Annotated in this window: 7 protein-coding genes, 2 tRNA genes and 3 pseudogenes; 6 read left to right on the top strand and 6 right to left on the bottom strand. The window is 39.3% G+C overall.

Translation table 11 applies throughout. The annotated features are described in order from the left end of the window. The first annotated feature begins 20 nt into the window (after nucleotides 1–20). Nucleotides 21–499, top strand: a pseudogene (locus tag M1F03_RS08470) (Hcp family type VI secretion system effector). Here M1F03_RS08470 and M1F03_RS08465 read toward each other — a convergent pair. Together M1F03_RS08465 and M1F03_RS08460 are read right to left on the bottom strand one after the other, a co-directional pair. Further along, nucleotides 496–1,413 (bottom strand): hypothetical protein, encoded by a 918-nt coding sequence (locus M1F03_RS08465; RefSeq protein ID WP_251464016.1) that lies wholly within the window; start codon nucleotides 1,411–1,413, stop codon nucleotides 496–498. The pseudogene M1F03_RS08470 and the gene M1F03_RS08465 sit on opposite strands and share 4 nt — an antisense overlap. 82 nt (nucleotides 1,414–1,495) lie before the next feature. After that, nucleotides 1,496–1,755, bottom strand: a pseudogene (locus M1F03_RS08460) (ISNCY family transposase); the annotation flags it as partial. A gap of 1 nt (nucleotide 1,756) precedes the next feature. Between M1F03_RS08460 and M1F03_RS08455 the strand changes: the two are divergent. Then, nucleotides 1,757–2,317: pseudogene (locus M1F03_RS08455) on the top strand (site-specific integrase); the annotation flags it as partial. 61 nt (nucleotides 2,318–2,378) lie between these two features. Here the strand turns inward: M1F03_RS08455 and M1F03_RS08450 are convergent. Together M1F03_RS08450 and M1F03_RS08445 are read right to left on the bottom strand one after the other, a co-directional pair. Next, a tRNA-Thr gene (locus M1F03_RS08450) sits at nucleotides 2,379–2,454 on the bottom strand. 5 nt (nucleotides 2,455–2,459) lie between these two features. Continuing rightward, nucleotides 2,460–2,547, bottom strand: a tRNA-Ser gene (locus M1F03_RS08445). A 215-nt stretch (nucleotides 2,548–2,762) separates the two neighbouring features. Here M1F03_RS08445 and rcsD point away from each other — a divergent pair. Both rcsD and rcsB read left to right on the top strand, forming a co-directional pair. Then, on the top strand, nucleotides 2,763–5,474 hold the full coding sequence (gene rcsD / locus M1F03_RS08440) for a phosphotransferase RcsD (protein WP_154624745.1): 2,712 nt from the start codon (nucleotides 2,763–2,765) through the stop codon (nucleotides 5,472–5,474). Nucleotide 5,475: 1 nt separating this feature from the next. Continuing rightward, the gene (gene rcsB, locus M1F03_RS08435; protein WP_154624744.1) at nucleotides 5,476–6,126 is read left to right on the top strand and encodes a response regulator transcription factor RcsB; all 651 of its coding nucleotides are present in this window, start codon (nucleotides 5,476–5,478) and stop codon (nucleotides 6,124–6,126) included. Between the two features lie 89 nt (nucleotides 6,127–6,215). Here rcsB and rcsC read toward each other — a convergent pair whose 3' ends face one another. Both rcsC and gyrA read right to left on the bottom strand, forming a co-directional pair. After that, nucleotides 6,216–8,996 (bottom strand): two-component system sensor histidine kinase RcsC, encoded by a 2,781-nt coding sequence (gene rcsC, locus M1F03_RS08430; RefSeq protein WP_413242961.1) that lies wholly within the window; start codon nucleotides 8,994–8,996, stop codon nucleotides 6,216–6,218. A gap of 194 nt (nucleotides 8,997–9,190) precedes the next feature. Then, nucleotides 9,191–11,788 carry a DNA topoisomerase (ATP-hydrolyzing) subunit A gene (gyrA, locus tag M1F03_RS08425; RefSeq protein ID WP_154624742.1) on the bottom strand — a complete coding sequence of 866 codons (2,598 nt, stop codon included), beginning with the start codon at nucleotides 11,786–11,788 and terminating at the stop codon, nucleotides 9,191–9,193. A 241-nt stretch (nucleotides 11,789–12,029) separates the two neighbouring features. Here gyrA and ubiG point away from each other — a divergent pair, with 241 nt between their 5' ends. Together ubiG and nrdA are read left to right on the top strand one after the other, a co-directional pair. After that, nucleotides 12,030–12,752, top strand: coding sequence for a bifunctional 2-polyprenyl-6-hydroxyphenol methylase/3-demethylubiquinol 3-O-methyltransferase UbiG (ubiG, locus tag M1F03_RS08420; RefSeq protein ID WP_154624741.1), 723 nt, complete (start codon nucleotides 12,030–12,032; stop codon nucleotides 12,750–12,752). Nucleotides 12,753–13,087: 335 nt separating this feature from the next. After that, nucleotides 13,088–15,379 (top strand): class 1a ribonucleoside-diphosphate reductase subunit alpha, encoded by a 2,292-nt coding sequence (nrdA, locus tag M1F03_RS08415; RefSeq protein WP_154624740.1) that lies wholly within the window; start codon nucleotides 13,088–13,090, stop codon nucleotides 15,377–15,379. Nucleotide 15,380: the final 1 nt, after the last annotated feature.

Raw genomic sequence — 15,380 nt, 5'->3', positions numbered from 1 at the left:
AATTATGGACTTATTTATTAATGGCTAATTTAATCTATCTAACGTTAGAAGGAAAACAACAAGGTTTGATATCACGCAGTTGTGGAACTTTAGATTCAATCGGAAACCGTTATCAAACAGATAAAAAAGATGCGATATTTGTCACTGAATTAAATTTTTCCATATCCAGATCGCAAAATTTGTCGCACCAACCTATCCAATTTACCAAATAGATAGATAAATCATCGCCATTATTATTAATTGCGGTTTCAAATAATGAAACGCTCAATCTCGTCTTCATTATTATCGAACAGCTCAGAATGGCGGAATTGAAAAATATTTCACGGTAAAATTAAACGAAGCATCGATTATTGATTACTCTCATCAATGCTCAAACAATATTTTACGTAATGATATCGAACCGGAAGAGCGATTGACGATCCGATATCGTGATATTACAACAGCTCAAATTATGGCTGGCACATCTGGCTACAGTATATCTAATGATAGTGTATTCTAATTTTTATACTTATTAATTAAGTGTCGAATTTCAGCAACAAAAGCATCATCACTCGCGGCATTACTTGGGCTTGCAGCTAACGTGATTAATGGGCTTAATTCCTCTTCAACGAAATAATAAGCCATGGTAATTTGACTTTTGTCCATCGCGTCATAGACGGCGCGATTCTTATTCTTCAGTCGCTTTGCCGCTTCCGCCATTTTTTCAATGGTCCCATAGCTGTATATCAGAGTGGCTACAATGACTGTTCGACTGATCACCGCACGGGGACCACCTAAAGGTTTAAAAAAAGACGGGGACTTTGTGATAATGAACGCAACAATACGCGTGATTATTGCTGCCACAATAAATTTCCGAATCTGTGATTCCGTCATGATATCAATCGTCACGCCTTCGGCAAAATTTCTAACCGATACATTCACTTGTTCATCAATTTTAAATCTATCATTAAAATTAATTGGTTTGTTTATATTAGAAATAGCACCTGCCATTTGAATATAATCCGATAGCTTTCGTTTTCTCGTTGGCGGCATTTGGTTAACGATAGACCCAATGATAATATTGATAACCTCAGAAAGATTTTCATAGGGGTCATAAACAAACCGCAATAAATAGATAGCTTCAACATTTTCTTTCATGATGCGAGGACTTTGAAATACCCGAGATTTAAGAAGAAAATTCATACCTTGCAAAGGCGGAGGTAACACACCAAGTTCAGCAGCAGTATTTATCGAACGTTTAACACCTTTTGTTGAGGTTATGGCAAAATCCTCAGTTCCTTTTACCCAAGGATTACTGAGTGCCGTTTTAACCGAAGGTTCATCACCCTCACTCCGATAATAAATTGATTCATCTAATCCTCTAGGAGGTAAACATTCATTGGAGCGATTATGTACACTTTTAAGGTTTTTCAAAATTCGACGATAATAGCCAATCGTTTTTCCATGGCTTCATTAGCATCCATGATTTCACCGTTATAGCACGCATAATATTATTTTAAACTTTGCTTCCAAATATTTTTTCTGAACGAATCTGAAGTTTTGTTAAAGCCTCAAGCATATCGTCGTTATTGAGTGTACATTGGGGTTTCTTTTCTGTCGTTTTTTTATGTTTTCGAGATGGGCGATTGCCTGCTGGGAAGGCTTGAAAGTGGGTATTATCACGCTTATCTTGAACCATTTTTACTAGTTCTAATGTGCGGCCTAAGCGTTTATTATCAACGATAGCGCCTGGTCAACCTCTGACAGCCGATCATATATGCCTGAAATATTTAAACCGGTTGTTATCTTTGCATTGACCACTGGATTAAGGCGATCAAACATACTTGACCTTGAATGGTCACAAATCGACCTTCAAAGAAAAGTAGCTTGGATCCACCCTGAAGATGCAAAGGGAGGGAAAGCGATAGGTGTTGCCCTAAATAATACCGCCTGCAAGGTATTGAAAGAACAAATAGGAAAACACCAGCGCTTTGTATTTGTTCATACTGAAGCATGGCATAGGTCAGATGGAACGCTCACAGCTAAAGTTAGCAAAATGAGAATTAACCATAATACAGCTTGGAAAACAGGATTGCGCAGAGCTGGCATAGAAAACTTTCGATTTCATGACTTGAGGCATACTTGGTCGAGTTGGCTTGTTCAGTCCGGAGTGCCACTATCTGCACTTCAAGAAATGGGAGGATGGGAATCAATAGAAATGGTGAGAAGGTATGCTCATTTAGCACCGAATCATCTAACTGAACACGCCATGAAGATCGACGAGCTAATGTCACACGATGACACAAATATGGCACAACCACTACTTAGAGCATTGTAATTATGCACACAAATAAAAAGAAAAAACCCGCTATCTGGTTGAGAGATAACGGGTTCTTATTTGGTGCCGGCTACCGGAGTCGAACTGGTGACCTACTGATTACAAGTCAGTTGCTCTACCAACTGAGCTAAGCCGGCGAATATGGCGGAAGGATAGAGATTCGAACTCTAGGATGGTTTCCCATCGGCGGTTTTCAAGACCGCTGCCTTCGACCGCTCGGCCATCCTTCCATGGGGCGCGATTATGGAGGAATCGACGCAGCTTGTCTACCCCTGAAAGTAAAAAAATTGATTTTTTTATTCTGTTTGGCTAATCTTCACTCAATTGTTCTCTATTTCATAATAAAAGTGTTAATATCTGTGCAAAATCGGTGTCTCATATTTTCATAGGCGTATGATTTTTAATCAATTAATATATTTTTGCCGACAGGACTGCTCACCATAATATGTACAGACAATTACTAATAAAAACGACATTGCTTTCCCGCCTATTTTACGTCTTTATCCTGTTACTGGTCGTGATGCTATCTCTGTCGCTTTATAATTCATATCATTCATGGGTTATCAGCCGTAAAGCCGCGTTGGATACCATGGCAAAACAGTTGGCCTATCAGATTGAAGATTACCGTTATCAAGCCAATTTGATGTACAAGCTGGTTAATGAGAAGTTGACGCCACTTTCTGAAGTCACAACGCTTCCCTCGCCCCCTCACCTTACAAAAATCCGCCACGATGTTTTTTGGCTAAGCAGTTCAAACCAAACTATCGATGCCATTTTATTTGGTAATGATAAGGAGCAAAATATTCAGTTAGCAAGTAAGCTTGCCGACTACATGGAAATTGTTTGGGGGGCACGCAATGAATACAACTCAATGTATTTTCTTAATGGTTCTGATAACACGCTAGTCTTGGTAACCACACATTCTATTTTAAAACCTGAATTACGCTTTAAAGAGAGCTATCTCACGTTAACCGCGGAAGAAAAGCGTACAGACATGTTAACCCAGTCGACACTGTTAGATAGAAGAGAGATTATTTCTAATCTACAAAAACTGACACCTGAGCATATCTATTACTATACCTACCGTTTGATGTTTAACTCGCCAGGGCAGTTAACCAGTGTTATTTCTTTTGATATATCAATCAACTCTATACTGCCAACCAATCTTAAAGGCGATAATATTTCCTTATCACTACGTAACAGTGACACAAATAAGCTTTCTAATGTTGAACTTCGAGGCACTAGTATCGTTTTTGCACAACAGATAGAAGGTAGCAATTATCAGGTTTATTATCGTGTTCCCTTAAAAGATCTGGTTGTTGGTATCATTGGTTATAACCTTTGGCTGTTGACTTGCATCATTATTGTGACATTACTGGCTTTCTTTACCAGTATCTTTATTCGTAAACGGATTATTTCACCTAACTCGATTATGCAACATGAGTTGAAGCTGAAAGATACGCTTAATCACGACATCATTAACAACATTAGTTACGGTATTTTGGTGTATGACTTTACAACCAATAAAAAATTGCTCAGTAATAATGCGGCCAACTCCTTATTACCGTCTATGGATCTTAACCATATCAAGGAATTGGCTACAAATAACCATGACATGATCCAAATCTCGATTGAGAACAACGTTTATGAAGTCATTCTCGTTAAAATTAACATGCTAGAAGATACTTATCTTTTCATTATTATTGATAAAGATAAAGAAGCATTGACACAACGGCGACAAGAACTCGCTAACCGTGAGTATAAGAAAAATATTCAGTTGAGAAAGGTTGTCTTTGAGAATATGCAGAAGGAAATTCAACCTTCCTTAACGCTGTTAAATAACGCCGTTGAAGGACTTATTGAATCTCCGACAGCAAATAAGCAAGATTTCATTGATACCATCGTCCTGCAAACAACTCATATTAGCCGCTGGTTTAATAATATTAATTTATTAAATTCACTTGAGTCATCTGCCAGTAAATCATCTGCTGAGAAAATTTCCGTTAGTTCACTACTCACTCAATTTTTAAAACAAAATCTTTTTCGTCTTAGAAGTAAAGGATTAACGCTTTATTTTTATAATAACATTAATCCTGAATCTATGTTTTCATTAGATCCAACCTATCTAAGACATCTTTTACAACTCATTTTTGAGTACTCCATCGATACCACCTCTTTTGGAAAAGTGTCTATTACCCTTAATTATCAAGAAGATAAAAACCATATTATCATTGATATCAGAGATAGTGGTATGGGGCTCACCAAACACGAACTGAGTAATCTTCAGCATCCATTTTCGGGGCAAGTACTTACCTCATCACGATTTAGCCGTTCCGGCATTACCTTCTATTTATGTAAAGCAATCAGTAAAAAGATGAATGGGACTTTTACAATTAATAGTAGCCCTGCTATTGGCTCTCATTACCAACTTATTTTGCCTGTTAAATCAGCAACAATGGCCGATAGCTATCCGACTTTACTTGAAGATATACATATTCGTTTAGCTATTCATAATGCTGATGCTTCAAGAATAATCAGAAACACACTAACACATTACGGCGCTGACTTTTTAGACTTACATGAAAGTTCGCCACACTCGGATTGGGATTTATTGATCACTGATAATGATGAAAACCAGTTTAAAAACATCATAAAAGTTTCTGGAACGGTGCTAGGTGTCAACTCAATCACATCACAGCATTTAGAAGTTAACTATAACTTTGCAGATGAGCTGATTGATGCTATATCTTTGCTTATCGAACACGCAGCATCTGATGATAATAATTTAGAGTCCATTGGTCATATTCCATTTGCTAGCCAAGAGCTTGCTCAAACCAATGATGAATCAATGGAAAGTATACTTCACACTTATCAACATATTTTATCAAAAAGCGATTATAAGGAATTGTTCATAACAACAGTACCGATAGATATTAATAAACTGTATAATAGCGAAAGTGTTGAGGATTTGACCGAATTGAAAAACACAGCACATCGTTTAAAAGGAGTTTTTGCTATGCTAGATTTTAGGTTCCTTCACAAGCTTTGTGAAGATTTGGAACTTTACATAGCAGAAGAAAATAGCTTAAAAATAAGTAATTGCATTAGAGAACTGGATATTTCAGTGAAAAAACTAATGCTAGAAGGTAACCAATAATATGAATAACCTAAATGTCATTGTTGCCGATGATCATCCTATTGTTCTTTTCGGTATCAGAAAGTCACTCGAACAGATAGAATGGGTCAATATCGTTGGTGAATTTGAAGACTCAACATCTTTAATTAATAATTTAGCACGTTTAAATGCTGATGTTTTAGTCACTGATTTATCGATGCCAGGTGATAAATACGGTGATGGTATTACATTAATTAAATACATTAAACGCCACTATCCGGACCTTTCGGTTATCGTTCTGACAATGAACAATAACCCTGCTATCTTAAGTGCTATCCTTGAATTGGATATTGAAGGGATTGTTCTGAAGCAAGGTGCTCCCGCTGACTTACCTAAAGCATTAGCCGCATTACAAAAAGGTAAAAAATTTACCCCTGAAAGTGTGAGTAAACTGCTTGAGAAGGTCAATGCAAGTGGCTACGGCGACAAACGCTTATCACCAAAAGAAAGTGAAGTTTTACGCCTATTTGCAGAAGGCTTTTTGGTGACAGAAATTGCTAAGAAGCTGAATCGTAGTATTAAAACAATCAGTAGCCAAAAGAAATCAGCGATGTTGAAGCTTGGTGTTGATAATGATATCGCATTGCTTAACTACCTATCTTCTGTCAGTATTGATAATTCACCTAGCGATTAACCTATTGAGTTATCTTTATATTATTGATGAAAAACCCTATAAAATGGGTTTTTCTCTTCCCTCTCGATACCACTCACTTCATTCTATACCTATTGGGCAATCACATATTTTAATAATGTTTCTTTCAGTATTGTGATTTTTGTCGGTTTTGATAAACAATCATTCATTCCCGAATCTATACAACGCTGCTTTTCATCTGCCATTGCATTCGCCGTTAATGCAATAATCGGGACCGCTGAACCCCGTTTTCTGAGTTCTTTAGCAAGCTCATAGCCATCCATATTAGGCATATTGACATCCGTCAAGACAATATCAACCGTATGATTTTCTAAGTATTTTAGCGCATCTAGGCCGTCAACCGCAGTCGATGTACAAAAGCCAATATTGGCAATCTGGTCGCTCAATAACACCCTATTAATTGGATGATCATCAACAATTAAGACTTGATAAGCAGATAGTGAACCATCAATTTCAAGTGAATTCGCTTTGATTGACTCTGCTTTTGCGACTTGCCCCTCAACTGTTTTTGAAATCACTTTATCAATAATAAAGGGTAATTTTTCATTTTGATAAGTGTTATATAGCCATTTATTAGGCGCTATTTCACGTAAGTCACCCACATAAAAACCACTGAGTTGGATTTCCTTTTTCACATTACACTTATGTGGCTCTTCACTATCAGTAATAAGCAAATCATAACGTTCTGTTTTTTCTATTTCATCACCGGAAAATACCACAAAATGATGGTATCTGAGTAATTTGGCTAAAAAGTCGGCTAAAAATTGATTTTGGCAATTAATTGCTATCCGATAACTAAAACGATACTCCGGTGTTTTTTGTTCAATATATTTTTGCCCATAAAGAGGTATTCGAATAATAAATGAACTACCTAGCCCTGTTTGTGAATTAACTTCGATATCACCATCCATCAAGCTAATCAATTTTTCACAAATGGCTAAGCCTAGACCAGTCCCTTTATGACCCACATTATTCTGATCATAAACTTGAAAGAAAGGGTCGAATAGTTGCAAAACAACCGCCTGAGACATCCCTATTCCAGAATCTTTAATTTCAATCTTTAAATAGTTTTCATCACGCCAAACATAAAAAATCACAAAACCTGAGTCTGTAAATTTAATGCTGTTATTAACAATATTAGAGATGACTTGTTGTAGCCTAACAGAGTCATTCAGCAATAAATCCGGTACATTGGGTTCAATAAAGGAATAGATTGCAATCTGTTTTTTGGCAATTAAAGGCAAATAATTGGCTAAAACAAAAGCAAAAACGTCACGGCAATTAAATAGTTTATTTTCAATTTTTAACTGTTTGGATTCTATTTTAGAAAAATCCAAAATATCGCTGATAATCTGTAATAACAGTGATGATGAATTATCCATCGTTGTAACCAACCGACTAGCTTTATCTGATAATTCAGCTCGCTGTAATAATTCAATATTACCAATAATTCCATACAACGGTGTTCGTAATTCATGGCTGACCGTCGCTAAAAACATTGATTTGGCATGGTTCGCTTGCTCTGCGGCATCCGCGACATCTTGCAACGATTTTTCCATTTGCACACGAATGCTAATATCGATAAGCACACAAATCGCCACATCTTCGTTTTGATAACGTGAATTCACAAAGCTAATTTGTAGATGTGTACTACTCGTTGTCACCACATCAATATAATTACTCGATTTTTGTCGAATAATCGTCAGTATACGCTGCTTATCATCTTCACTTAATAAACGGAAATAGTCATGAGCCAGTTCATTACTCAAGATATTACCACCATCACTGAGCCTTAGAATAATAATACCGACAGGTGCTGAAGCTACGATTTTATGATTAAATTGTTCGTGTTCTTCGAGGCGAATAGCCGTATTCGCCGCGGGTATTAGCATTTTTCGTTCTAACAGCAAAATTAAGAAAAAGATCATCCCTCCTGTAATAATGTTAATAATCACACTATAAAAGATGGCTACCTTATGCTCTGCTAATATCTCACTGGTTGGTACTGCATAAATAACCGTCATTAAGGAAGGCGTTAAGCGCTTTTTAAAAATTAGCTTTGAATAATCGGAATTAAAACCAAAAAAGCTTGGCTCAGAAATAGATAATAGACTGGAATTTTTTGGGTTAGAGTCCGCAGTGCTGTATAAAACGGGTTGGTTATAGGCGTTAACGACAACCGATTCAATTGACTTATTAGAACGCTGATTAAATTGGTTTAAGCTAATCGTTCTCTCTAAACCGATAAATCCATACAAACGGCCGTCAACATAGATAGGTTGGATTAAATAAAGTTGTCCTGAATCCGTTTGTGCGCCATGAACCACCGTATATAAATTGCGTTCTTGCCCTTGTAATCTAAGGCTTTGGTATGACCTGATATTCTCATAGCCAATTTTCTTAAGCATTTCGATATCTGATACTGTCGTTCGGATCGAAAAATCCATCATACAGTAGCTCTTAGAACCAATCACAAACACGTGATTTAACCCTTGAGGCGCAGCAATACTGTCTTTCCAAAAATAAATTAATTGCTCGAATGCCGTAAGATAATTCGTTGTGCTATTTTCGAAATATACACAATCGGCTTCAGGGGATAAGGGATATAAGGTATAAGAGCCGGTCACAGGCAGTGTCGGATAATTAGGTTGATTAACCAGTTTCTCCTCATGCTGTTCCGTCATAAACTGAATAGAACGTAAAGTTGTTCCTGTCTGTAAGATAAATGCCTGCATATTCTCAAAACTTGAATAGAATTGCTGGCGTATATCGGATTTACTTTCGTTGAATTGAGTGTAGAGAAAGAACAGAGTAATAAATACCCCCATTCCCCATAGCATTAAACCAAGGATACGAAATAAATCACGTGATAAACGTAATGATGTTCTAAATGATGGTAAGTATCTCAAGTTTTATCCTACACCAGCTATGTAACGACGATTAAGTATACTCGATACAACTGATAAAAAGCGATAAATGTCAGACCTGCTAGTTATAGATAGCAAAACGGGCGGTAAACCGCCCGTTAAATTATTCAGCTTCACATTTATTCGGCTGAATCTGTATCAGCATCCGCACTATTCTCTATACTATCTTCATCAGAGGTTTCATCCTCTTCCGTTTCAGCGACACGTTGTAAACCAACAACTTTTTCATCTTCAGCTGTTCTAATCAGAGTGACACCCTGAGTATTACGGCCGACAACACTCACTTCTGAGACGCGTGTACGCACTAAAGTTCCGGCATCGGTAATCATCATAATTTGGTCGGTTTCATCCACTTGGATAGCCCCGATCACATTACCGTTACGTTCACTCACTTTAATGGAGATAACACCTTGAGTGGCACGAGATTTCGTTGGGTATTCTTGCTCAGCCGTACGTTTACCATAGCCATTTTCAGTCACCGTTAAAATATGACCTTCACCGCGTGGAATAATCAATGAAACCACTTTATCTTCATCCACTAAACGGATACCACGAACACCTGTTGCGGTACGCCCCATTGGACGAACAGCATCTTCAGCGAAACGAACGACTTTACCTTGCGCCGAGAACAGCATCACTTCATTTGAACCATTGGTTAAATCAACACCAATCAGCTCATCACCGTCATTGAGGTTAACCGCAATAATACCGGCACTTCTTGGGCGGCTGAAGTCTTGCAGAGGGGTTTTCTTCACCGTACCACTAGCGGTTGCCATGAAGACATAATACCCTTCTTCGTATTCGCGAACTGGTAAGATCGCTGTAATACGCTCATCCTGCTCGAGTGGCAGCAGATTAACGATTGGACGACCACGAGCCCCACGACTTGCTTCAGGTAATTGATAAACCTTCATCCAATATAGGCGACCACGGCTGGAGAAACACAAAATCGTATCATGGGTGTTAGCCACCAGCAGACGTTCAATAAAGTCTTCTTCTTTAATACGTGCCGCAGATTTACCTTTACCACCACGACGTTGTGCTTCGTAATCAGACAATGGCTGATACTTAACATAACCTTGGTGAGATAAGGTAACGACCACATCTTCTTCACTGATTAAATCTTCAATATTAATATCAGCAGAGTTTTCAGTGATTTCTGTTCGACGAGCATCGTTATAAATTTCGCGAATAGCTTCTAATTCTTCGCGAATGACCTCCATTAAACGCTCAGGACTACGTAGAATATACAGTAATGCTTCAATTTGTTTCAGAAGGTCACGATACTCTTCCAGCAGTTTTTCATGCTCAAGGCCAGTCAGTTTTTGCAGACGCAAATCCAAGATAGCCTGAGCTTGTTGTTCTGTCAGGTAGTATTTACCATCATGAACACCAAATTGCTCTTCTAACCATTCAGGACGTGCAGCGTCATCGCCAGCGCGTTCTAACATGGCAGCAACATTACCCAGATCCCAAGGGCGTGCAACTAAACCTGCTTTCGCTTCAGCAGGCGTTGGTGCCTGACGAATGAGTTCGATAATAGGGTCAATATTCGCTAATGCTACGGCTAATGCTTCAAGGATATGAGCGCGTTCACGTGCTTTGCGTAATTCAAAGATAGTACGGCGTGTCACCACTTCACGACGATGGCGAACAAACGCGGCAATAATATCTTTTAAGTTAAGGATCTTCGGTTGGCCTTGATGCAAAGCAACCATGTTGATCCCAAAAGAGACTTGAAGTTGTGTGAGTGAATAGAGATTATTAAGCACAACCTCACCAACCGCATCACGTTTAACTTCAATCACAATACGCATGCCGTCTTTATCCGACTCATCACGTAATGCACTGATCCCTTCGACGCGTTTTTCTTTAACGAGCTCAGCAATTTTCTCGATAAGACGTGCTTTATTTACCTGATAAGGAATTTCGCTAACAATAATGGTTTCACGACCATTTTTCTCATCGACTTCAACTTCTGCACGGGCACGGATATAGACTTTGCCGCGGCCAGTGCGGTAAGCATCAATAATTCCACGACGGCCATTAATGATGGCAGCGGTCGGGAAATCAGGCCCAGGAATATGCTCCATTAAACCTTCAATGCTGATATCTTCATCATCTATATAAGCAAGACAACCACTAATGACTTCCCCTAAGTTGTGTGGAGGAATATTGGTTGCCATCCCTACAGCAATACCCGACGAGCCATTAACCAATAGGTTAGGTATTTTTGTCGGCATTACTTCTGGGATTTGCTCTGTACCATCATAGTTTGGGACGAAATCAACGGTTTCTTTTTCAAGATCCGCTAACATTTCATGGGCAATTTTCGCCATACGGATTTCCGTATAACGCATTGCAGCTGCGGAGTCTCCGTCAACTGAACCAAAGTTCCCCTGACCATCTACCAGCATATAACGCATAGAGAAAGGCTGCGCAAGACGAACAATCGTCTCATAAACAGCGCTATCACCATGTGGATGGTATTTACCGATAACGTCCCCGACTATACGGGCAGATTTTTTATAGGGTTTATTCCAATCATTTCCCAATACATTCATCGCAAACAGTACTCTGCGGTGTACTGGCTTCAGTCCATCTCGAACATCTGGAAGTGCGCGGCCGACAATAACGGACATCGCATAATCCAAATACGAACTTTTTAGTTCTTCTTCGATATTGACCGGTGTGATTTCTCTGGCAATGTCGCTCATGGAACCACTGTCCCTCATAACTTCGGATTCAAAGGTTTAGAACTATACCACAATTCGCCAATTTAATAAAAAAAATGAGAAGTGAGTATTTGTCTTTCAAGCTATGTATAATAGCGGAAAAATGTCTTTATGTGTCCGGATACTTTGAGTTTATTGCGTAAGAGCAACAAAAATGTTTCATAGTCACCATAAATTCACGTATTACGGCTCGGACACCTATTTCGTAACAGGAGCTCCACTCATGAATGATACTTCAACTTCAGCGTATCAAAATGTCGATAAGCAGGAAATTGAGAAATTTGAAGCGATCGCCTCTCGCTGGTGGGATCTAGAAGGTGAATTTGCCCCACTTCACCGCATTAATCCTCTGCGCCTCGGCTATATCATGCAACGCATCGATGGTTTATTTGGTAAAAAAGTCTTGGATGTTGGTTGTGGCGGTGGGATCTTATCAGAAAGTATGGCACGAGAAGGAGCCGAAGTGACAGGCCTTGATATGGGAGCAGAACCCTTGATGGTCGCACGCTTGCACTCATTAGAATCAGGTATCCCTGTTGAATATGTGCAAGAAACCGTTGAACAGCATGCTGACAAGTATCCACACGCTTATGACGTGGTGACCTGTATGGAGATGTTAGAACATGTCCCTGATCCTCAATCCGTAGTGCGTGCATGCGCTAAATTAGTGAAACCGGGTGGACATGTTATTTTTTCGACTATTAATCGTAATAAAAAAGCATGGTTGATGGCGGTGATCGGGGCCGAATATGTGATGAAAATGGTACCTAAAGGAACTCACGATGCGAAAAAATTCATTCGCCCTTCTGAGCTGATAGGCTGGGTCGATGAAACCCAATTAAAAGACAAACATATCATTGGGTTACATTATAATCCTTTGAAGGATAAATTTTACTTAGGCCCTAACGTTGACGTCAATTATATGCTCCATACTGTAAGCGAATAAATAGCAAGCGTTACGTTTAAGAAAGCAGCAAACGATCTCATTTTACAAAATTAATTTTTATCACCATGTGGCGAGTTTCGATTAATAGAATTCCTTTTATATTGCAGCTTACCGACATGGTGATCATTTTTATCCCTAAAGTTATCCACAGAAGACTCAGATTTGTGCACTTGCTAAAGCTGCACATTAACATTATCTTGTTATAGTAAAATCAACAAACCACTACATATAGTATGTAATTTAAATCTAACACTACAAGTCTCATGGAGTTAATCTATGAGCTTTTTTATGTTAGCGATATGCTATTTTGTAGGTCAACCAAGGTGTACTTGCTCATGAACCAGAGTCTGTTAGTCACAAAACGTGATGGACATAAAGAACGCATTGATCTCGATAAAATCCACAAAGTGATAACTTGGGCTGCGGAAGGCCTAAATAATGTCTCAGTTTCTCAGGTGGAGTTACGTTCACAGATTCAGTTTTATGATGGGATCAGAACCTCTGATATCCACGAAACCATGATCAAAGCAGCGGCTGACCTGATTACAGGTGATACCCCTGACTATCAGTATCTTGCAGCGCGTCTTGCGATATTTCACCTACGTAAAAAAGCGTATGGTCAATTTGAGCCACCAGCGCTGTATAAGCACGTCCAACGCCTAGTCGAAATGGGTAAATATGATAAGCATTTGCTGGAAGACTACTCACAAGAAGAGTTCGAGCAAATGGACAGTTTCATTGACCATTGGCGTGATATGAATTTCTCCTACGCTGCGGTGAAGCAACTTGAAGGTAAGTATTTAGTGCAAAACCGCGTTACGGGTGAGATTTATGAAAGTGCTCAGTTCCTGTATATTTTAGTTGCTGCTTGCTTGTTCTCTCATTATCCGAAAGAGACGCGTCTTGACTATATCCGTCGCTTTTATGATGCCGCATCGACATTTAAAATTTCGCTACCAACGCCAATTATGGCGGGGGTTCGTACACCAACCCGTCAATTCAGCTCTTGTGTGTTGATCGAATGTGGCGATAGCTTAGATTCTATCAATGCGACATCCAGTGCAATTGTTAAGTATGTTTCTCAACGTGCGGGTATCGGTGTGAATGCAGGCCGCATTCGTGCATTAGGCAGCCCAATTCGTAGCGGCGAAGCCTTCCATACAGGCTGTATTCCGTTTTATAAGCACTTCCAAACTGCGGTAAAATCTTGTTCGCAAGGTGGTGTTCGTGGTGGTGCAGCGACACTCTTCTACCCACTATGGCATTTAGAAGTAGAAAGCTTATTAGTGCTGAAAAACAACCGTGGTGTTGAAGGTAACCGTGTTCGTCATATGGACTATGGTGTTCAAATCAATAAGCTAATGTATGAGCGCTTAATCAAAAACCAAGATATTACCCTGTTTAGCCCATCCGATGTGCCAGGCTTATATGATGCCTTCTTTGCTGATCAAGAAGAGTTTGAACGCCTGTATACCACTTATGAGCAAGACGATAATATCCGTAAGTCTAGTGTTAAAGCGGTTGATCTGTTCTCGTTAATGATGCAAGAACGTGCTTCAACAGGCCGTATCTATATTCAAAACGTTGACCACTGTAACACTCACAGCCCATTCGACCCACAGATTGCGCCAGTGCGTCAGTCAAACCTATGTTTAGAGATTGCACTACCAACGAAGCCATTGAATAACATCAATGATGAAGAAGGTGAAATTGCACTCTGTACGCTATCTGCCTTTAACTTAGGTGCGATTGAAAGTCTTGATGAGTTGGAAGAACTTGCGGTGCTCGCTGTACGTGCGCTAGATGCCCTGCTCGATTATCAAGATTACCCCATCATTGCTGCTCAGAAAGGCGCCATGGGCCGTCGTACTTTAGGTATCGGTGTCATTAACTATGCTTACTACTTGGCGAAACACGGTGTCCGTTATTCTGATGGCAGTGCCAATAATTTGACCCATAAAACGTTTGAAGCGATCCAATACTATCTATTGAAAGCCTCTAACGAATTAGCAAAAGAACAAGGCGCATGTCCTTGGTTCAATGAAACAACCTATTCGCAAGGTATTCTACCTATTGATACCTATAAGAAAGAGTTGGATAAGTTAACCAATGAGCCGCTGCATTATGATTGGGAAGCGCTACGCAAAGATATTCAACAATATGGTTTGCGTAACTCAACCTTGTCTGCTTTGATGCCGTCAGAAACATCATCACAGATTTCTAACGCAACCAATGGTATTGAGCCACCTCGTGGTTATATCAGTATTAAAGCATCGAAAGACGGTATTTTACGTCAAGTTGTTCCTGATTATGAAAATCTAAAAGGCGCGTATGAGCTGTTATGGCAAATGCCTTCAAACAGCGGTTATCTACAATTAGTCGGTATTATGCAGAAGTTTATTGATCAATCGATCTCTGCAAACACCAACTATGACCCTACACGCTTTGCAACTGGCAAAGTACCAATGAATCAATTGCTAAAAGATTTATTGCTCGCCTATAAGTTTGGTGTGAAAACACTTTACTACCATAACACTCGCGATGGCGCGGAAGATGTTCAAGGTGATCTGGAAGAAGTTGTTGAGTCAGCGGATTCAGATTGTGAAGGCGGCGCGTGTAAAATTTAAT

Origin of the sequence: Providencia sp. PROV080, assembly GCF_033688105.1 — a bacterium.
Classification (GTDB): Bacteria; Pseudomonadota; Gammaproteobacteria; order Enterobacterales; family Enterobacteriaceae; genus Providencia; species Providencia zhejiangensis.
This window is presented reverse-complemented; position numbering and strand designations above follow the sequence as displayed.

Bases quoted from the DNA above. Each gene is read 5' to 3' on its own strand.
- ubiG (WP_154624741.1), top strand. From the start codon at position 12,030: ATGAATGATACTTCAACTTCAGCGTATCAAAATGTCGATAAGCAGGAA.
- rcsB (WP_154624744.1), top strand. From the start codon at position 5,476: ATGAATAACCTAAATGTCATTGTTGCCGATGATCATCCTATTGTTCTT.
- nrdA (WP_154624740.1), top strand. From the start codon at position 13,088: ATGAACCAGAGTCTGTTAGTCACAAAACGTGATGGACATAAAGAACGC.
- rcsD (WP_154624745.1), top strand. From the start codon at position 2,763: ATGTACAGACAATTACTAATAAAAACGACATTGCTTTCCCGCCTATTT.
- gyrA (WP_154624742.1), bottom strand. From the start codon at position 11,788: ATGAGCGACATTGCCAGAGAAATCACACCGGTCAATATCGAAGAAGAA.